Source organism: Cellulomonas chitinilytica (genome assembly GCF_016862675.1).
Taxonomy (GTDB): domain Bacteria; phylum Actinomycetota; class Actinomycetes; order Actinomycetales; family Cellulomonadaceae; genus Cellulomonas; species Cellulomonas chitinilytica.
In genome coordinates, this window is sequence record NZ_BONK01000009.1 from 1 (window position 1) to 18,386 (window position 18,386).

Consider the following 18,386-nt stretch of genomic DNA (forward strand, 5'->3'; position numbering starts at 1 on the left):
CCCGACGCCGACGCCGACGGTCACGCCGACCCCGACCCCGACGCCGACCCCCACCCCGACGGTCACCCCCACGCCCACCCCGCAGCCGACCGGCAACGGTGGCTGCACGGCGACGGTCAAGGTGTCGAGCAGCTGGAACGGCGGCTACGTCGGTGACGTGCTCGTCACGGCCGGCTCGAAGCCGATCAGCGGCTGGAAGGTCACCGTCAACGGCGCGACCATCACCCAGGCGTGGAACGGCACGCTGTCCGGCACGAACGCCATCACCAACGCCGCCTGGAACGGCAGCCTCGCGGCCGCCGGGACGGCGCAGGCCGGGTACATCGGCAGCGGCAGCACCTCGGGGCTGACGGCGACGTGCGCGGCGTCGTCAACCCCTGAGTCGCTGACGCACTGACCCCGTCGACCCGGGACCGGAGGGCCGCTCGTAGCCGCGGGCGGCCCTCCGTGCGTGCCGGGGGCGGGGCCGGGAAAGGGGCCGGGAAAGGTGCCGGGGGAGAGTGCCGGCGGTCAGGTCGGCGGCACGTCGCCCGACGCGTCCGGCGCAGCGCGCACGACCGGCGCGTCAGGCGTCGTGTGCACGACCGGGGCGTCCGGCGCGACGGGCGGGACCCGTGCCGGTGCGGCCGCGGGCACCTCGTTGTCGGAGATCCACTCGTCGATCCGCAGCCACGACGCGAACAGCCACTCCTCCTGCGCCGCCCGCTCCCGCGGCACCTCGTCGGGCGGCACCGACCAGCCCTTCATGACGATCCGCTTGTCCATCGGCAGCTCCCGCCAGATGTCCGCGACGGTCACGAGCCGGTCGAGCCCGGTGTGCGCGACGAAGACGACACCCGCCTGCGGGGCCTCGTCGAGCGCGGACAGGATCCCCCCGGAGTGCGGTGCCATCACGTGCTGCATCTGCTCGGCGTCCGCCGCCAGCCGGTGCCGGCCCGCGCTGCGCAGGGCCTCGATGCGGGCGAGCCGTCGCCGCGGCGTGACGTTCCCGCCCTCCGGGAAGATGAGCAGCGCGTCCCGCGGGCCGAGGTCCTCCGCGAGCCGTCCGACGGCGTCCGAGCCGCCCGCGGCACCGTCGCGCCGGCTCGCCCGCGGCGTGACGAACTGCGCGGGCAGCCGGTTCAGCAGGATGTCGATCGCGGGGTCCCACTGGAGGGTGTCCTTCAGCACGATGCGCGGCTCCCGGTCGAACCAGCTCAGCAGCGCGTGGACCAGGATGAACGAGTCGCCGGGGCCCGCGTGCCGGCTCGCGACGACGACCGGCGTGCCCGTGAGGACCACCCCGAGGTCCGCGTCGACCACGTCGATGTCGAGCCGCAGCGTCCACCGCACCTGCCAGAACAGGACCGTGAGCATCCGGTCGGCCAGCCGGTAGTGCGCGTGCAGGAACCCCGGGCGGTGCACGAGCAGGCCGAACCCGGACGCGAGCCACAGCCCGAACGCGGCGAGGATCACGGCGGCGTCCCACAGGATGTAGAAGCTGGCCATCCACAGCATGCGCGGGACGCGCAGCCGCCCGGGCACGAGCCAGGCGAGCGCACCGAGCAGGAAGATCACCAGCAGGAGGCTCGTCGGCACGAGCAGCACCGCGACGACGACGATCCCGGGGGCGAGCACGACCCGGCGCACCCAGCGCGGCGGCAGCCGCCACGTCATGCCCGCACACCCTCGAGGTACGCCGTCGACGCGGCGTAGGCGGCGTCGATCCGGGCCCGCGTCGCGTCCATCCGCCGGTACGAGCCGAGCTTCTCGTCGCCCTTCGCGGGACCGCCGCTCGGCAGCACGTGCACCGTGACGTCGTCCGGCACCAGGCCGATCTCGCGCGTGAACCGGTGCCGCCGGGCGATCTCGAAGCTGATCCGCGCGACCTCGGACGGCTTGCCCGGCGCGCTCAGCGTCTCCTCGATGCGCCCGACCTGCAGCACGTACACCGTCGTCGCACCGCGCGCCACGGCCTCGCCGAGGGGGATCGAGTTCACGATGCCGCCGTCCACGTAGTGCTCGCCGTCGATGAGGGTGGGCGGCAGGATCCCCGGCACGGACGACGACGCCAGCACCGCCTCGATGACGGGCCCGCTGTCGAACCACCGCTCGCCCGCGCTCTCGATGCTCGCCGCGGCGACCGCCAGCGGGACGGCCAGCTCCTCGAACGTGACCCCCTCCCCCAGCATGTCGACGAGCAGCGCCCGCAGCGGAGCCGGGGAGTTGAGGTGCGTGCGGGACTTCGCGAGCCGGTGCAGCTGCTTGGCCCACGAGTCGCCGTAGATCGCCGCCGCCGCAGGCGACGCCCACGCGTCGACGAGCCGGTCGACGACCGCGGGGGTCGGGTCCTTCGCGATCGCCGCGCCGTTGATCGCCCCGATCGACGTCCCGACCACGGTGTCCGGGCGCACACCGGCCTCGAACAGGGCCTTGAGCATCCCGACCTGCACGGCGCCCCGGACCCCGCCCCCACCGAGCACGTACCCGACCGTCACCCACGGATCGTGACACAGCGCCCCGGGCGCGGCACGGCGTCGCGTGCCGGCCGGCGCCCGGGGCGCCGCAACCGGGACGAATCACCCGAACGGGGACACCGCCGCGGCGATCGAGCAGTCAGACTCCTCGGGTGACAGGTCCTTCCAGCCAGCGCCCGACGCCGGGGTCGCCGGCCACGCGGAAGGCGTGCCCCGCGTGCGGGAACGTCGCGCGGCGCGAGGTCGGCGCACAGATGTGGGCGTGCCCGACGTGTGCCGTGCGCTGGCCCGTCGGTCGCCGTCATCCCGCCCTGGCGACGCAGCGCTCGGTCACGTCGGCCGTCGCGAGGAAGCGTGCCGCGGCGGCCGCCGCCCTGCGTCGCGAGGAGCAGGCGGCAGCCGCGTACCTCGCTCGGGTCGAGGCACAGGAGCGCGCGCAGCGGCGATGGCGGTTCTGGTCACGGTTCACGCTGGCCGCCCTGTCCGTGACGCTGCTCGTCAGCTGCCAGGTCGAGTCCACGCTCGCCGACCGGCGTGCCGCGCGAGAGGCCGCCGCACAGGCGGCACGCGCGCCCGAGGACGCGTGGCCGGGGCAGCTGTCGGCCGACGTCGCGAGCTCCGGCCCGGGACGGACCTCGACCGGGTCGACGTCGGGCGGGCACGGAGACGGGTCCTCCGCGTCCCAGCCGTCGGGGGGCTCTCCGGCCCGCGCCACCGTCCCCGAGCCGGTCGTGGATCCGGGTTCCGCGTCGCCACCGCGCGCCGCGCCGGCCGGGATCCCCGACCCCACGGTGACAGCCGTGACGGACGCTCCCGGCACCCTCGAGGTCTCGATCTTCCTGCGACAGCACGGGATGCGGATCAACTCGGCCGACTACGCAGGCGCGTACGAGGACTTCACACCGAAGCTGCAGGAGTACGTCGGCAGCGAGGCGGGGTGGGCGGCCTCGATGGCGGGCATCCACTGGCGCACCGTCGTGGTCCTGGACGTGCAGACCCGGGACGACGGCGCCTACCTCGCCACCGCCGAGATCAAGCGCATCGGAGACCCCACCGTCAACGGCGAGTGCCACGTCTGGACCAAGACGTACACGATCAAGACCGTCGACCCGGATCCTCGCCTACGCATCGGCTGGGTCGAGGACGTCGCCGATCCCCGCCCCTGCTGAGGCGGCACCCCCTCACCGGCCGGCTGCCGATTCCGGTGGGGACGCCGCCGTCATGTTCACTTGACCCGTGACCCACTCGTCTGCCCGCCTGCCCCGTGTCCGTGCCTCCGAGCTCGTCGGCCGGGGCTGGCTCAACACCGGCGGCCGGGACGTCACCCTGGCGGACCTGCGCGGCAAGATCGTCCTGCTCGACTTCTGGACCTTCTGCTGCGTGAACTGCCTGCACGTCCTCGACGAGCTGCGTGAGCTCGAGGAGCGGCACCGCGACGTGCTGGTCATCGTCGGGGTGCACTCGCCGAAGTTCGTGCACGAGGCCGACCCGGTCGCGCTCGCCGCCGCCGTCGAGCGGTACGAGGTGCACCACCCGGTGCTCGACGACCCGCAGCTCGTCACCTGGTCGGCGTACACGGCCCGGGCGTGGCCGACGCTCGTCGTGATCGACCCGGAGGGGTACGTCGTCGCGCAGATGGCGGGCGAGGGGCACCGGCACAACGTCGAGGTGCTGGTCCGGGACCTGATCGCCGAGCACGAGGCGAAGGGGACGCTGCACCGGGGCTCGGGCCCGTACGTCGCGCCGGAGCCGCGCGCGGGGACGCTGCGCTTCCCGGCGAAGGCCGTCGCGCTGCCCGGCGGGCGGCTGCTCGTCGCGGACGCCGGGCACCACAGCCTCGTCGAGCTCGAGCCGGACGGGTCGACGCTGGTGCGGCGGATCGGCTCGGGGGCGCGCGGCTTCGACGACGGCGGCCCCGCCGACGCGTCGTTCGCCGAGCCGAACGGTCTGTGCCTCGTGCCCGACGAGCTGCGCGCGCGGCTCGGGTACGACGTGCTCGTCGCCGACACCGTGAACCACGCACTGCGCGGTGTGCGGCTGTCCGACGGGGTCGTGACGACCGTCGCCGGCACGGGCGCGCAGTACATGGTCGGCGCGGTGGACAACGTGCTGGGCTGGGACGACGAGCCCGACGAGGTGCCGGCCGTCGAGCCGGTGGTCGGCGTGCCCACGGTCCGGGCCGGGGCGCGGCGGCAGAAGCTGTCGTCGCCGTGGGACGTCGTCTGGTCGCCCGCGCTCGGGACGTTCGTCGTGGCGATGGCCGGGAACCACACGCTGTGGTCGTTCGACGGCGACGCCGTCGACCCGCTCGCCGGCACCGAGAACGAGGGGCTGCTCGACGGGCCGCTCGCCGACGCGTGGTTCGCGCAGCCGTCGGGGCTCGCGGTGGACGCCGAGGGGCGCGTGTGGGTCGCGGACTCCGAGACGTCGGCGCTGCGCTGGGTCGACCCCGCCGCCCGGACGGTGCACACGGCCGTCGGCGAGGGGCTGTTCGACTTCGGGCACCGCGACGGCCCCGCCGACCAGGCCCGCATGCAGCACCCGCTCGGCGTCGCGGTGCTGCCCGACGGGTCGGTGGCGGTCGCCGACACGTACAACGGCGCGGTCCGCCGCTTCGTCCCGGCGGTCGACGACGGCACACCCGGCGAGGTGACGACCCTGGCGACGGGCCTCGCGGAGCCCAGCGGGCTGGTGGCCCTGACCGGCGACGACGGGCTCGTGCTGCTCGTCGTCGAGTCCGCGGCGCACCGGCTCACCCGCGTCCCGCTCGCGGACGGTGTCGGGCAGGTCGTCGACGGCGGCGCGCACCGCACGCAGCGGCCCGTGACCGAGCTGGCCGCCGGGACGGTCGCGCTCGACGTCGTCTTCACCCCGGCCGCCGGGCAGAAGTACGACGACCGCTACGGGCCGTCGACCAGGTTGCAGGTCTCGTCGACCCCGCCCGAGCTGCTGCTCGACGGCGCCGGCGACGACGTGCCGCTGCACCGCACCCTGCGCCTCAACCCCGACGTCGCCGAGGGTGTGCTGCACGTGACGGCGCACGCGGCGAGCTGCGACGCGGACCCGGCGACCGAGTACCCGGCGTGCCACCTCAACGCGCAGGACTGGGGTGTCCCGGTCCGGCTCGTCGCGGACGGTCCCGCCGAGCTGACGCTCCCGCTGCACGGCTGACGCGGCGGGCCGTCAGCCCGCGCCGAGCACCGCCACCGCGACGAGCGCGTCGAGCGACGTGTCGACGACCTCGCCGGTCGCCGCCGTGCCCGACACCCCGACCTCGACGACCCACGGCCCGTGCCCGACGACGGTCGTGAACGACTCGGCACCGACCTCCGCCGGTCCGCCGCCGCGGGCGACCGCCGCGGGCGCCTCGTCGTCGGGTGCACCGGGCCGGCGCATGAGGACCGCCCAGCCCGACCCGCCGAGCGTCTCGGTGGCGGCCGCGGCGAGCGCGCACAGGCGCGGCACGATGCCGGACTGCGCGGCGACGATCGCGGCGGACCCGGCGACCACGACACGCTCCGCCGTGACGGCGGGGTCGGCGGTGGCCGGTGCGGCGGCGCGTCGGGCCCGCGCACGGGCCCGCTTCGCGCGGTACTGGGCCATGTCGGCCTGACGGAACAGCTGCCGTGCCGAGACCGCGCCCGCGACGGCCGTCGACGCGAGCCCGTACGAGATGGCGGCACCGTGCGGCAGCGGGAACTCCGCGATGGTCGCCGCCATGACCTCGGCGACCTCTGCGCGCCGCCGGCCCGCGGTGATGAGGCAGAACTCGTCGCCGCCGATCCGCGCGGCCGTGGCGCCGGGCAGCGCGTCGGCGGTGCGGCGCAGCACGTCCGCGACGGAGCGCAGCAGGTCGTCGCCGGTCTCGTGCCCGAGCTGGTCGTTGACGCGCTTGAGGCCGTCGACGTCGCACATCACGATGCACGTCTCCTGGCCGGACTCGAGCGCGGCCTCCGCGGAGGTGTCGGCGACCCGGCGGTTCGCGAGGCCCGTGAGGGGGTCGTCGGCGACGAGGTGACGCACCTGGGCCTCGAGGTCCACGCGCGCGATCGCGCCCGACACGAGGGCCGCGAGGACCTCCGCCCGGGCGACGTCGTCGACGTGGAAGATCGGCCGCCCCTGGGCGCGGGTCGCGATGAGCTGGCCCCACACCGCGCCGTTCACGACGAGCGGGACCGCCATCCCGGACACCGCGCCGATCTCGCGCAGCATCTCGACCTCGACCTCGTCGCCGGCCTCCGGGTCGCCGGGGGCCGTCGGTGTCCCGTCGGGCGTGACGCAGTGCGCGACCCAGCTCGTCCGGTCACGGATGAGGGCCCGCAGGGCGGGGCGGTCGTCGGCCCGGTACGACGCACGGGACAGCCACCGGACGCGTGCGTCGGGCGGGGGCGGCTCGACGACGAGGATGCGGCACGTGTCCTGCTCGATGCGGCAGACGCCGGCTCCGCGCGCGCCCAGGACCTCGACCGCGATGCCCGCGGCAGCCTGCACGACGTCCTCCAGCGTGCGGTTCCGGTCGAGGCGGTGCGCCGCCAGCGCGAGCCCGCGGACACCGCCGAACGACGCATCGGACCCCTGGTCCTTGCGTGTCCCCTCGGCGGTGGTCCGGCGCGTCACGCGCCCATCATCGACCCTCCGGCTGACACCCGACGACCCCGGGACATGAGAGGTCCATGAGATCACCCGTCGCGAGCCTCGGTCGAGCGTCGTGCCAGCACAGCGCCGCCGAAACGGTTCGGAGCCTTGTCACCCGTTCGGCGTATCGCGACCCTGAGCCCGTCCCCGGCACTGCGCATCCCCGCGCCCGGGCTCCGCCGACCCCGGCTCGTGGTGCTCAGCAGCCCTCTGCGCGGCAACGTCGCCGCCTTCCGATCAGGGAGAGCCCCATGTCCACCACGCATGCCCTGCGCCGACGAGCGTTCGTCGGCGCGGCGATCGCCGGGCTCGCGGCGGCGCTCGTCGTCGCGCTGCCGACCTCCGGCGCCGAGGCCCACGGCGGCCTCACGTTCCCGCAGACCCGCACCTACGCCTGCTACCAGGACGGCCTCGCCGGAGGCGCGGCCGCAGGCCAGGCCGGCAACGTGCTGCCCACGAACCAGCGCTGCAAGGACGCGCTGGCGGTGAGCAACTACCCGTTCTACAACTGGTTCGGCGACCTGCTCAGCCTGATCGCGGGCCAGCACCAGACGATCCCCGACGGCAAGCTCTGCGGGCCCGACTCGAAGTTCGACACGTTCAACACGCCCGCCTCGGGCTGGCCGACGACGACGCTGCAGTCCGGGTCGACGATCACGTTCCAGTACGCGGCCGTCGTGCCGCACCCCGGGTCGTTCACGACGTGGGTCACGAAGGACGGCTGGGACCAGACGAAGCCGCTGGGTTGGGCGGACCTCGAGCCGGCGTACTTCGACCGCGTGCTCAACCCGCCCGTGCGGCAGGGCGGGCCGGCGGGCCCCGAGTACTACTGGAGCGCGAAGCTGCCGAACAAGTCGGGACGGCACATCCTCTTCTCGGTCTGGGAGCGGACCGACAGCCCGGAGTCGTTCTACAACTGCGCCGACGTCGTGTTCCAGGGCGGCACCGTGACGCCGACGCCCACGCCGACCCCGACATCCACCGCGACGCCCACGCCGACCCCGACGCCGACGAACACCGGCCCCGTCACCGACACGACGGCACCGTCGACGCCCGGCAAGCCCGTGCTCGCCGCTGCCGCCGGCACCACCGCGTCCCTGACCTGGACCGCGTCGACCGACAACGTCGGCGTCCAGAAGTACACGGTCCGGGACGCGACCACGGACGCCGTCCTGGCCAACCCGACGTCGAACTCGGTGACCCTCTCCGGCCTGACGCCGAGCACCTCGTACTCCGTCTACGTGACGGCGTCCGACGTCTCCGGGAACGTGTCGGCCCACTCGCCGACGCTGACGTTCAGCTCCGGCGCCGCCGACGCGGCCGGGTGCTCCGTGAAGTTCGACGTGTCGAACGCGTGGAACGGCGGCTTCGTCGGGCAGGTCAGCGTCTCGAACGACTCCATGACCGCGATCAGCGGCTGGGAGCTGAAGTGGACGTTCACGAACGGTGAGAAGGTCACGCAGGCCTGGAACAGCGTGACGACGCAGACGGGCACGGCCGTGTCGGCGAAGAACGCGGCGTGGAACTCGACGATCGACCACCACGGGTCCGTGTCGTTCGGGTTCCAGGGCACCGGCACCCCGAAGGCACCGACCGGCGTCACGCTCAACGGGACGGCGTGCACGCTCGCCTGACGGTCGGACGCATGACACCGGGGCTCGGTCGCGGCGGCGGCCGGGCCCCGGACCGTTCCGGGGATGGACACCTGGACGACCGACCAGTGGGCAGCGGACGTCCAGAAGGTGGGCGGACGTCCAGCGGCGAGAGCCTGCGCGGTGCGCGCGTGCGGGCTACGCGCTCGCGTGGATGGCGCCGACCACACGGACGCGGACGTCCACGCCGTCGACCCGTGGTGGCACGCCGTCCGCGGACCCTCGCTCGAGGTTCACCTGCAGCCCGTAGCCGTCACCTGACGCGGTGATCCCGATGCCCCGCACGTCGGACCTGCCGTCCAAGGCCACGCGCAGCTGTTCTTTCGCCGCACGCGCCTGCGCGAGGTCCGCCATCGTGCACCGCCTTCCGCCGTCTCCCGGCCCAGGCCACGGGGCCCGACGAGACTCGGTGCGACTCAGCGGACGAAGGTGGCGCCGAAGGCGTCCAGGACGGCATCGATCGGGTTGAGGTAGGTCAGCCCTGTCCCATTGTCGCCCCCGGTCTCCGAACCGGCAAAGAGCAACCCGATCGCGACCCCGTCCTCGCGGTAGACGAGCGAGCCGGAGTCACCGCCGCGCGAGAACGGCTCGGCGTCGAACCCCTCGACCTCGATCTGGTCGTCGAAGCTCAGCTCGCCGAGCTGGCGGCCGTACCCGACGACGACACCGTCGACCTCGATCGCCGACACCCGCCCCCGCGTCACGGCGGTGGTCCTCCCGATCTTCCCGACGACCTCGCCGCCGACGGCGGCCGCGGTCGTGGTGATCCGGCCCACCGGGTACGTCGGGTCGACCACCGGGTCGTCGAGCAGCGCGATCGCGGCGTCGACCCTGGCGGTCGAGCCGGGCGCGAGCTCCACGCGGGCGGCCAGCGTGCCGACGCGGTCCCGCGGCTCCCGCCCCCCGTCGGCCGGCCCGGGCTGGAGGACGACGTCGCCGACCCGCGCCTTCGGCGTGCCGGACAGCACGTGGTAGTTCGACAGGGCGTGCACGGCGCCGCCGACCTCGACGAACGCACCGAGCGTGCCGGCGGTGACGGCGTGGTGCGCGATCGAGACGCCCGGGCGCAGGGGTCGCACCCGGCCCGTCTCGCCGAGCGACCGGGCCGTGATGACCGGAGGACGGGGACGGACCCGGTCCGCGCCGTCGGCGCTGCGACCGGTCGGCGTCCCGGTCGTCGCGAGCGTCCGGATGCGACCCGTGCGCCGCACGTCGACCGTCGGGCCGACCTGCTCGGCGACCTTGCGGGCGATGCTGCGCACGCTCGGCACCCCCAGCCGGTACCGCACGGCCAGCGCGTACGAGCCGTCGGGCTGCGGGGCGAGCCCGACGAACAGCACGGGCTCGTGCGCCGTGTCCGCCGCCCGCACCTCCGCCGGGTGCACGGTCCGCCCGGCCAGCTCACGCGCGTAGTCCAGCACCTGGGCCTTGAGCTCCCGTGCCTTGCTCTTGTCCATCCGTCGCCCCCTGCTCGTCCCGACCGGTTCCTCCCGGTCGCGGGCCAGTCTGCCGTGCGACGCCGACATCCGTTGCTCGTCCGACGTGCGGCTTCCCGCGTGTCGGTGGTGGGCGAGAGGGTGTCCGGATGACTCACATCGTGCTGGTCCCGGGGTTCTGGTTGGGTGCGTGGGCCTGGGACGACGTCCTGGACCCGCTCCGGTCGGCGGGCCTCGACCCCGTACCCGTCACGCTGCCGGGCCTGGCACCGGGCGACGACGTGGCGGCGGTGCGCCGCGCGGACCACACGCGGGCCGTGACGGACGTGCTCGACGGGCTCGACGGCGAGGTCGTCGTGGTCGGGCACAGCGGCGGCGGGGCGGTGGTCGGCGAGGTGCTCGACCGGCGGCCCGACCGGGTGCGCCGGGCGGTGTTCCTCGACAGCGGACCCCTCGAGGACGGGGCGTCCCTGGCGCTGGACCTGCCCGACGACGTCGCCGCGCTCGACCTGCCTGCGTGGGACGAGCTGCAGGCGGCCGGCAGCAGCCTCGACGGCGTCGACGAGGCGGGGCTCGCCCGGTTCCGGCGGCTCGCGGTCCCGCACCCGGCCAGGGTCGCCCGGGAGCCGGTCCACGTGACCGACCCGCGCCGGTTCGACGTGCCCGTGACGGCCGTGTGCACGAGCGTCCCGTCGCAGATGCTGCGCTCGGTGGCCGGCGGCGGTCCGCCCTTCCACACCGAGCTCGGCCGGTACGACGTGACCTACGTGGACCTGCCCACCGGCCACTGGGCGATGTTCTCCCGGCCGGCGGACCTCGCCGCGGTGCTCGTCGAGGAGGCTCGCCGGGACTGACGCGGCGCCGCCGCGCTCGGGTCCTCCGCGCGCGGGTGCCGCCCGCGCACGGCCCCGGACGTGCGGCTGCCCCGGCGGTGGTACCGCCGGGGCAGCCGTCCGATCCGGCCGGACGCGTCAGACCGCGGGCGGCGCCTGCGGCGGGTTCTGCTGCGCCGGGACCTGCTGGACGGGCTGGGCGGGCGCCTGCTGGACGACCGGGGCTGCGGGCGCCTGGGGCGTCTGCGGGGTCTGCGGCGTCTGCGGGGTGGCCGCCGCCGGCGCGGGGGCGACGCGCTGGTCGATGACCTCACGGTGCGAGGTGTTGCTGCGCTGGGCGTTCATGACGATCGCGAGGATCAGCGCGAGCGCACCGGCGCCCATGCAGATGTACCCGATCGTCGTGAGGTCGATCGCGTCGATGCTGTCCCGGACGCCGAACGCGAGGATCGCGCCGATGACGATAAGGGCGATGCCGCCTCCGATACCCATGCTGGCTCCTTCCGTCGGGCCGGACGAGGACTCGTCCGACTCTTGACTGACGGAGTCTGTCGGGAGTACAAGCACCCCGCATCTCGAGAGGGTCAGCCGAGCACCTCCGGGTACCCCTTCGAGGTCCCGCCGAGCACGTGCTCCGCGAGGAACGCCTCGACCGTCCGGTACCAGACGACCGCGTGCTGCGGGCTCAGGACCCAGTGGTTCTCGTCGGGGAAGTACAGGAACCGGTGGGGCGTGCGGCCCTCGTCGTCGGCGGGCAGCCCGGACTTCGCGAGGAGCTCGTACCAGAGACGCAGCCCCTCCCCGATCGGCACCCGGTAGTCCTTGTCGCCGTGCACCACGAGCATCGGCGTGACGATGCGGTCGACGAACCGGTGCGGCGAGTTGTCGAGCGCCATCCGGTCCGTCATCTCGCGGGCCCAGTAGTAGGCGCCGTCGGTCGTCGGGCCGAACTGGTCCAGGGCCCACAGGCTCGCGTGCGTGACGATCGCCCGGAACCGGTCCGTGTGCCCCGCGACCCAGTTCGCCATGTACCCGCCGAACGAGCCGCCCATCGCCGCGACACGGGTCTCGTCGATGTCGTCGCGGGCCTCCGCGGCGTCGGTGACCGCCATCAGGTCGGTGTACGGCGCCGCACCCCAGGCGCCCCAGCCGACCTGCACGAACTCCTGGCCGTAGCCCGTCGACAGCGCCGGGTCGGGCAGCAGCACCGCGTACCCGAGCGCGACGAGGTTCCACGGGTTCCACCGCCACGACCACGCGTTCCACGACCCCAGCGGACCGCCGTGGATCCACAGCAGCAGCGGAGCCGGGTCCTGCGGGCCGGCGCCGTGCGGCAGCGCGAGCCACGCGCGCACCCGGCGGCCGTCCTCCGCGGTCGTCTCGACCTCCGTGAGCGTCCCCGGCAGCGGCAGGTCCGCGACCGGCGACACCAGCGGCGTCGCCGGCACGGGGGCACCCGTCTCGGCGGCCCGCGCGAGGTCGATCCGCACGGGGTGGGACGGGGCCAGGTACGACGTGCGCAGCGCGTACGCGGTCCGGCCGTCCGGGCTCACCTGTACGTCCGAGAACGCCGCGTCGTCGCTGGTCAGCCGCGTGACGGCACCCGTCGAGACGTCGACGACGAACACCGGCGCGCGGCCGTCGTCGTCCGCGACCACCAGCAGCGACCCGGAGTCCGGCAGCCACACCGGGTCGTGCGGCCAACGGTCCCAGCCCTCCCCGAGGCGCTTCGGCCCGCCACCCGCGAGCGGCACCACGAACAGCTCCACCCGGGGTGCGTCGTGCGGCGTCGAGATCGTCTCCCGCGTGTACGCGACCCACCGGCCGTCGGGGCTGATCACCGGGCCGCCCACGTCGGCGCCGTCGTCGTCCACGAGCGTGCGGCGCTCCCCCGTCGCGACGTCGACGGCCACGAGCCGCACACGCTGGTCGCCGCGCGCGAGCGGGAGGGTCCACCCGGTGACGAGCGTGCGGCCGTCCGGGCTGATCGCGGCGTGCTGCTCGACGAGGGCCGCACGTGCGTCGGGCGTCGCGTCGTGCAACGTGAGCCGCGGGTCCGTGGCGCCCGCGAGCGGCGCGACGACGTCCGTGCCGACCTCAGCCGTGAACAGGTGCGGGCTGTCGGGGCCGAGGTCCCGGTCCCAGAACCGGACGGGGTACGAGTCGTGCAGGATCGCGGCGACCTTCTTGTCCTTGCGCTCCTTGCGGAGCTTCTCGTCGGCCTCGGCGTCCGTCGCGGACGGCAGCACGTCCGACGTGACGAGCAGCACCGGCGCGTCCGTCGCGACCTGCACCCCGCCGACGCCCGCCGTGCGGGTCGCCACGACCCGTGCCTCGGCGCCGTCGGCCGGGAGCAGCCACAGGGCCGGTCGGGCCTCGTCGTCGGGCTCGCTCGCGTCCGGGTCCGGGCGCGCGCTCGTGAACAGGAGGTCACCGGCCGGGGTGAAGGCGGCGCTGGCCTCCCCCTTGGCGCTGCGGGTGAGGCGCCGCGCCGGCCGCTCGCCGGCCGGGTCGACCTCCCACAGGGCCGTGACGTACTTCGTCTTCTTGCTGTCGAGCGTCGCCACCGCCGTGACCAGCCGGGTGCCGTCCGGGGACAGCACCAGGCCGGACAGCCGCGGGATCGCCACGTAGTCGTCGAGGTCGTGGAAGGGCGTGGTCGTCGTGTCGTCGCTCACCGCCCCATCCCACCACGCCCACGCCGCCGCTTCCCGGTGGCAGACCCACCACCCGCCGGTGGGGCGGGCGAAGGCGGCGGCGTGACGACTTCGTCGCACCTGGTGGTACGAAGTCTTCACTCAAGGGGCCCGCCGGTCGGCGTCGGGCGGGCACGGCCGCTACGGCTGGGGGCGGCCCGGGGTGGGGTGGCCGGGGGCCGGTTCGCGGGTGTCCTGGGCCGCGAGGCCGGCGAGCATCGCGTTGTACTCGTCCATCTCGACGTCCCCCTCGCGGTCGACGCGGCGGTCGCGGCGGCGGGCCGTCCGCTCGTCGTCCTTGGCCCACGCGACCGCGACCCCGATGGCGAGCGCGAGGGTCGGGATCTCGCCGATGCCCCACGTGACGGCACCGCCGGCCTGCTGGTCGGCGATCGCGGACGGTCCCCACGGGCGGCCCATGAGGCCGAACCAGTCGGCGACGAGCAACGTCTCCCCCGAGACGAGCGAGACGCCGAAGAACGCGTGGAACGCCATCGTCGCGAACAGCAGCAGGAGCCGCTGCGGGTAGGCCAGGCGCCGAGGCCCGGGGTCGATGCCGACGAGCGCGTTGACGAACAGGTACCCGACGGCGGTGAAGTGCACGACCATCGCGAGGTGCCCGACGGGGCTGCGCAGCGACCACTCGAACAGACCCGTGTAGTAGAAGAGGATCATCGACACGACGAAGTTCGCCGCCGCGACGACGGGGTGCGCGAGGAACGTGCCGACCCGGCTGTGCACCAGCACGAGGATCCACTCGCGGGGACCGCGGGACTCGTCGTCGCGCAACCGCGTGGACCGCACGGGCAGCGCCCGCAGGGCGAGCGTCACGGGTGCGGACAGGGCGACGAAGATCGGCACGACCATCGCGAGCACCATGTGCTGCAGCATGTGCGCGCTGAACAGGACGTGGCCGTAGAGGTTCGGGCCGCCGTTCGTCGCCCACGTGAACAGCGCCATGCCGGCGGTCCACGACGCCGCCCGGGCCCACGGCCAGGCGTCGCCCCGCCGCCGCAGCCGCCAGACCCACCGCCAGTACACGACGAGCCCGGCGCCGGCCGCGAACGCGAGGACGAGGTCCCAACGCCACTCGGTGAGCCAGCGCAGCAGGGTCGGCTCGGGCGGCAGGGGATGGCCGGTGAGCTGGTAGGCGGGCGACGGGTCGGGCGGGGTCGTCTCGGGGACCGGGGGCGCCGTCTCCCCGAGCGCGACGGCGACACCGGAGACAGCCCCCATCACGGCGAGCTCGACGAGCACGAGACGCCAGAACAGCGGCCCGCCGCGCGTCGCCGGGGTCGTCCCGCCCGCGAGCCGCGGCACGACGGAGCGCCGGTGCGCGAGCCCGAGGAGCCCGAGCACACCGAACAGCGCGACCTTCGTCAGCAGCAGGACGCCGTACGCCGTGGTGAGGTCGGCCCACGTGTCGATGCGCAGCATGCCGTTGACCAGCCCCGACACGGCGATCGCGACGAAGCACCACCCGGCGACGACCGAGTACCGCGCGACCGACGCCGACAGGTCCGTGCCGATGCGCCGCACCAGCACCGCGAGCGCCGCGAGCCCCCCGATCCACACGGCCGCACCGACGAGGTGCACGACCATCGACGACGTCGCGATGTCGTGCCCCGACGCGCCCGCGGCGTGGCCCAGCTGGGCCTGCTGCCAGAGCGCGACGAGCACCACGAGGCCCGTCCACGCCGCACCGGTGGGGGTCGCGACAACGAGGGAGAGAGCCGTGACGACGGCGGCGACCGTCGTGACGAGCAGCAGCGTCCGCCCGAGGTCGATCTGGGTGACGAAGACGCCGAGCTCCTGCCCGAACGACGGCGTGTCCAGGGTCCGCCCGGCGACGTTCGCGTACGTGAGCACAAGGTGCGCGATCGACAGCACCGTCCACGTGCCCGCGGCGGCCGCCGCGACGACCGTGCTGCGCGGGTACGCCGTCCCGGCCGCGGTCTCGATGCCGTCGGCGCGAGCCCGGGAGGGCCGCCGGGCCGCCCGGGCCGTCCGGGCCGCGGGGTCGACGCGCGGCAGCACGCCGACGGCCAGGACGAGCGCGCCCAGCGTGACCGCGCCGGCGAGCTCCGCCAGGCTCGACGTGACGGGCAGCCCCCACCGCACGAGCGCCCCGGGGTCGCTCACCACCGCGGGCAGGACCGCACCGGAGAACGCGACGCCGGCGACGGCCGCGAGAGCCGCGACGACCGCGAGCGCGACGACGCCCCACGGTCCCGGCGTCCGACCGGCCGCCGTGCTCGTGCCGCCGGTGCTCATCGGATCAGGGTAGGTCGTCGGGACGGGGGTCCCGAGCCGGGCCTGCCATCGGCCCCGCCGTCGGCCCGTCGAGCGTCGGCCCCGCGGTCACCGCACCCGTGCCGGCCGACGGCCGTCGCAGGAGCAGCCACGCCACGACCCCGCCGACGAGCAGGAGCGCCGCGCCGATCCCGACGAGCACACCGGGTGCGACGGCCTGGTCGTCCGGCGACGGGGCCGCGACCGGGGTCGGGCTGGTCGACGCGGTCGGGGTCGCGGTCTCGGTGGTGGGCGCCACGGTGGGCCCAGTGGTCGGCTCGGCCGCGGGCGTCGTCGCGACCGGCACGGCCGTGGAGTCCGGCGGCAGCCCGATCGCGTTCTGGGCGGTGAACGTGAACGTCCCGTCCACGGCGTGCCCGTCCGCCGACGTGACCCGCCACTGCACGGTGTAGAGCCCCTTCGGGAGCTGCTCGAGCAGGTACTGGTTCACGTCGTCGTCGACGAGCTCCGCGGGTCCCGTGCTCGCGACGGTCCCGTCGGGCCCGGTGACGACGATCTCGGTGCCGAGGGCCACCGCGGGCTCGGTGAACGTGAGCGTGACGTGGTGCGGGGGCACCTCGACGACGGACCCGTCGGCGGGGTTGGTCCCGACGAGCACGTCGTGGGCCTGGGCCGCCGACGCGCCCGCCAGCGCCGCTGCCCCGGCCAGCAGGAGGGCGGCGCTCGCGCGGAGCAGCCGGCTCACGCGGCACCCCCGCGGCGACGGGCCGCGACGACGGCCACGACGAGCGCGACGACCCCGAGGCCGAGCCCGGCGGCGCCGAGGACGCGGCCGAGGTCGTCGGGGGCCGCCGAGGTGCTCGATGTGCCGGTCGACGCCGCCACGGGGGCCACGTCCGGCGCGTCCTGGTCCGCGGTCGTCGTGAGCACCGGGGCCGGGTGCTCGGGCTCCTCGCCCCCGGCGACGGGTGCGTCGTCCCAGTCGACGACCGTGCCGTCGGAGTACGACTGGTGGGCGGGCAGGACGAGCTCGGTGCCGGCGTCGGGCAGCGGCCCGACCTGGAGGGCGAGCTCCTGGAACTGGCCGGGGGCGATCTCGGAGCCCGGGTCGGCCGTCCAGGTGACGTGGGCCGGCGCCCTCGTGAGCGTCGTCCCGTGCACGTCGACGGGCTCGGGCAGCTCGGCCTCCTCGACCGTGGCCGTCCACCCGGGGACCTGCTTCGTCGCGACGTGCACCAGCGGGGTGTCGAGCGGCAGGTCGACCGTCACCGCGGTCGTCGACGCCGTGTCGGACTCGGTGGGCACCCGGAACGTGAGGACGGTCCAGCCGCCGGCGGTCGTCGACTCGGGGACGACGCGGACGTGGGCCTGCGCGGCGGTCGGCAGGAGGGTGAGCGTGGCGGCGAGGGCCGTGGCCGTGAGGGCCGTGACCGTGAGCGCCGCGCGCCGCGGGGCCGCCGACCGGTGCGGCCGGTCAGGTCCGGCAGGTGGCGGGGCAGGGGTGCGGGGGTCGTGGGCAGGCATGGGTCGTCCTTCGGTGCAGGGCGGCGCGGCGTGGCGCCGTGCGGGCGTCGTCGGGCACGCCGGCGCGGCCCCGGCACGACGACCTGCGGACGGACGTGGGTGTCAGGGGGCGACGGGCGTGTGCCACGCGGGTGGGCCCCGCCGAGGCACGACGCCGCGCCACGTCTGCGGGGCGAGCGTGGCGGCCGCGACGGCGACGGGCAGGGTGCCGAGCGCGGGCACGACGGGCGTCGCGGGTGTCCCGGCGAGGGGCCGCAGCCAGACGACGAGCCAGGCGAGGGCCCGGTCGGCGCCGGCGATGACCAGCGCGGCGGCGACGGTCGCGACGACGTGCGCGACGAGCATCGCGGAGCCGCCGGTCGACGCGAGCATCGCGGCGGGGTCGTGGACGGCCGCCGGGGTGCAGGCCGCCGCCTGGGCCAGCCCGGCGACGTGGTCGGCGTGGTGCGCGTGGCCCCCGGGCACGACCGTCGCGCCGGTGCAGGTCGTCGTCGCGAACGCCTCGAACGCCCGGTGCAGCACCAGCTGCCCGACGCCGAGGGCGACGAACGCGAGGTCCGGCCCGAGCCGCCGGCCGGCGAGCACCGCCGTGCACGCGAGCACGAGAGCGGTCAGCGCGACGAGCACGACGACGGGCGGCAGCTCCCCTCCGCCGAGCACGTGCGCGAGCCCGGCGAGGGCGACGACGACGAGGGCGACCACGGTCGCGCGCACGAGGCGCAGCGGTCCGGTGGTCGGCGAGGGCACCCCGACACGGTAGTCGCCGGACTGCACGTCCCCGACCCGGTGAACCGATTCGTCCGGTCGCCCCCACGTCACACGGACCAGGAGTGGCAGGGAACACATCTGATACCCCTGCATGTTGCAGACACCAGGTGGTCTGCTCGGGAATCACGCTGCG

General features: G+C 75.1%; 16 protein-coding genes. 5 read left to right on the forward strand and 11 right to left on the reverse strand.

What is annotated here, in order from left to right; translation table 11 throughout:
* A partial coding sequence (locus tag Cch01nite_RS13245; protein WP_203755365.1) for a cellulose binding domain-containing protein occupies window positions 1-397 on the forward strand: 397 nt, incomplete at its 5' end.
* 113 nt (window positions 398-510) lie between these two features.
* Here Cch01nite_RS13245 and Cch01nite_RS13250 read toward each other — a convergent pair.
* Entirely contained in the window at window positions 511-1,656 is a 1,146-nt protein-coding gene (locus Cch01nite_RS13250; protein ID WP_203755382.1) for a 1-acyl-sn-glycerol-3-phosphate acyltransferase, read from the reverse strand.
* A complete protein-coding gene (locus Cch01nite_RS13255) occupies window positions 1,653-2,477 on the reverse strand; it encodes a patatin-like phospholipase family protein (RefSeq protein ID WP_203755397.1) in 825 nt (274 codons plus the stop codon). Before Cch01nite_RS13255 ends, Cch01nite_RS13250 begins: the two co-directional genes overlap by 4 nt.
* Before the next feature lie 257 nt (window positions 2,478-2,734).
* Between Cch01nite_RS13255 and Cch01nite_RS13260 the strand changes: the two genes are divergently transcribed.
* Entirely contained in the window at window positions 2,735-3,625 is an 891-nt protein-coding gene (locus tag Cch01nite_RS13260; RefSeq protein ID WP_203755401.1) for a hypothetical protein, read from the forward strand.
* A gap of 67 nt (window positions 3,626-3,692) precedes the next feature.
* Window positions 3,693-5,627, forward strand: coding sequence for an NHL domain-containing thioredoxin family protein (locus tag Cch01nite_RS13265; protein ID WP_203755416.1), 1,935 nt, complete (start codon window positions 3,693-3,695; stop codon window positions 5,625-5,627).
* A 12-nt stretch (window positions 5,628-5,639) separates the two neighbouring features.
* Here Cch01nite_RS13265 and Cch01nite_RS13270 read toward each other — a convergent pair whose 3' ends face one another.
* Window positions 5,640-7,073, reverse strand: coding sequence for a GGDEF domain-containing protein (locus tag Cch01nite_RS13270; RefSeq protein WP_203755418.1), 1,434 nt, complete (start codon window positions 7,071-7,073; stop codon window positions 5,640-5,642).
* Window positions 7,074-7,342: 269 nt separating this feature from the next.
* Between Cch01nite_RS13270 and Cch01nite_RS13275 the strand changes: the two genes are divergently transcribed.
* Window positions 7,343-8,725: a lytic polysaccharide monooxygenase gene (locus Cch01nite_RS13275; protein ID WP_203755430.1), complete on the forward strand. Its 1,383-nt coding sequence runs from the start codon at window positions 7,343-7,345 to the stop codon at window positions 8,723-8,725.
* A gap of 156 nt (window positions 8,726-8,881) precedes the next feature.
* On the opposite strand, the gene Cch01nite_RS13280 is transcribed toward Cch01nite_RS13275, so the two are convergent.
* Together Cch01nite_RS13280 and Cch01nite_RS13285 are read right to left on the reverse strand one after the other, a co-directional pair.
* On the reverse strand, window positions 8,882-9,097 hold the full coding sequence (locus Cch01nite_RS13280; RefSeq protein ID WP_203755434.1) for a hypothetical protein: 216 nt from the start codon (window positions 9,095-9,097) through the stop codon (window positions 8,882-8,884).
* Window positions 9,098-9,159: 62 nt separating this feature from the next.
* Entirely contained in the window at window positions 9,160-10,200 is a 1,041-nt protein-coding gene (locus Cch01nite_RS13285; RefSeq protein WP_203755437.1) for a chymotrypsin family serine protease, read from the reverse strand.
* A gap of 128 nt (window positions 10,201-10,328) precedes the next feature.
* On the opposite strand from Cch01nite_RS13285, the gene Cch01nite_RS13290 reads away from it, so the two are divergent.
* Window positions 10,329-11,033 carry an alpha/beta fold hydrolase gene (locus tag Cch01nite_RS13290; RefSeq protein ID WP_203755440.1) on the forward strand — a complete coding sequence of 235 codons (705 nt, stop codon included), beginning with the start codon at window positions 10,329-10,331 and terminating at the stop codon, window positions 11,031-11,033.
* Window positions 11,034-11,150: 117 nt separating this feature from the next.
* Here Cch01nite_RS13290 and Cch01nite_RS22745 read toward each other — a convergent pair whose 3' ends face one another.
* From Cch01nite_RS22745 to Cch01nite_RS13320, 6 genes are all read right to left on the reverse strand, one after another.
* Window positions 11,151-11,504 carry a DUF6458 family protein gene (locus tag Cch01nite_RS22745; protein WP_239070502.1) on the reverse strand — a complete coding sequence of 118 codons (354 nt, stop codon included), beginning with the start codon at window positions 11,502-11,504 and terminating at the stop codon, window positions 11,151-11,153.
* A 92-nt stretch (window positions 11,505-11,596) separates the two neighbouring features.
* Window positions 11,597-13,690, reverse strand: coding sequence for a S9 family peptidase (locus Cch01nite_RS13300; RefSeq protein WP_203755443.1), 2,094 nt, complete (start codon window positions 13,688-13,690; stop codon window positions 11,597-11,599).
* A gap of 159 nt (window positions 13,691-13,849) precedes the next feature.
* Window positions 13,850-15,982 carry a bifunctional copper resistance protein CopD/cytochrome c oxidase assembly protein gene (locus Cch01nite_RS13305; RefSeq protein ID WP_203755446.1) on the reverse strand — a complete coding sequence of 711 codons (2,133 nt, stop codon included), beginning with the start codon at window positions 15,980-15,982 and terminating at the stop codon, window positions 13,850-13,852.
* Window positions 15,983-15,986: 4 nt separating this feature from the next.
* Window positions 15,987-16,706 (reverse strand): copper resistance CopC family protein, encoded by a 720-nt coding sequence (locus Cch01nite_RS13310; RefSeq protein ID WP_203755462.1) that lies wholly within the window; start codon window positions 16,704-16,706, stop codon window positions 15,987-15,989.
* The gene (locus Cch01nite_RS13315) at window positions 16,703-17,485 is read right to left on the reverse strand and encodes a YcnI family copper-binding membrane protein (RefSeq protein WP_203755465.1); all 783 of its coding nucleotides are present in this window, start codon (window positions 17,483-17,485) and stop codon (window positions 16,703-16,705) included. Before Cch01nite_RS13315 ends, Cch01nite_RS13310 begins: the two co-directional genes overlap by 4 nt.
* Window positions 17,486-17,587: 102 nt before the next feature.
* On the reverse strand, window positions 17,588-18,232 hold the full coding sequence (locus tag Cch01nite_RS13320; protein ID WP_203755468.1) for a hypothetical protein: 645 nt from the start codon (window positions 18,230-18,232) through the stop codon (window positions 17,588-17,590).
* Window positions 18,233-18,386 lie beyond the last annotated feature (154 nt).

Bases quoted from the DNA above. Each gene is read 5' to 3' on its own strand.
- Cch01nite_RS13250 (WP_203755382.1), bottom strand. From the start codon at position 1,656: ATGACGTGGCGGCTGCCGCCGCGCTGGGTGCGCCGGGTCGTGCTCGCC.
- Cch01nite_RS13275 (WP_203755430.1), top strand. From the start codon at position 7,343: ATGTCCACCACGCATGCCCTGCGCCGACGAGCGTTCGTCGGCGCGGCG.
- Cch01nite_RS13280 (WP_203755434.1), bottom strand. From the start codon at position 9,097: ATGGCGGACCTCGCGCAGGCGCGTGCGGCGAAAGAACAGCTGCGCGTG.
- Cch01nite_RS13285 (WP_203755437.1), bottom strand. From the start codon at position 10,200: ATGGACAAGAGCAAGGCACGGGAGCTCAAGGCCCAGGTGCTGGACTAC.
- Cch01nite_RS13290 (WP_203755440.1), top strand. From the start codon at position 10,329: ATGACTCACATCGTGCTGGTCCCGGGGTTCTGGTTGGGTGCGTGGGCC.
- Cch01nite_RS22745 (WP_239070502.1), bottom strand. From the start codon at position 11,504: ATGGGTATCGGAGGCGGCATCGCCCTTATCGTCATCGGCGCGATCCTC.
- Cch01nite_RS13305 (WP_203755446.1), bottom strand. From the start codon at position 15,982: ATGAGCACCGGCGGCACGAGCACGGCGGCCGGTCGGACGCCGGGACCG.
- Cch01nite_RS13315 (WP_203755465.1), bottom strand. From the start codon at position 17,485: ATGCCTGCCCACGACCCCCGCACCCCTGCCCCGCCACCTGCCGGACCT.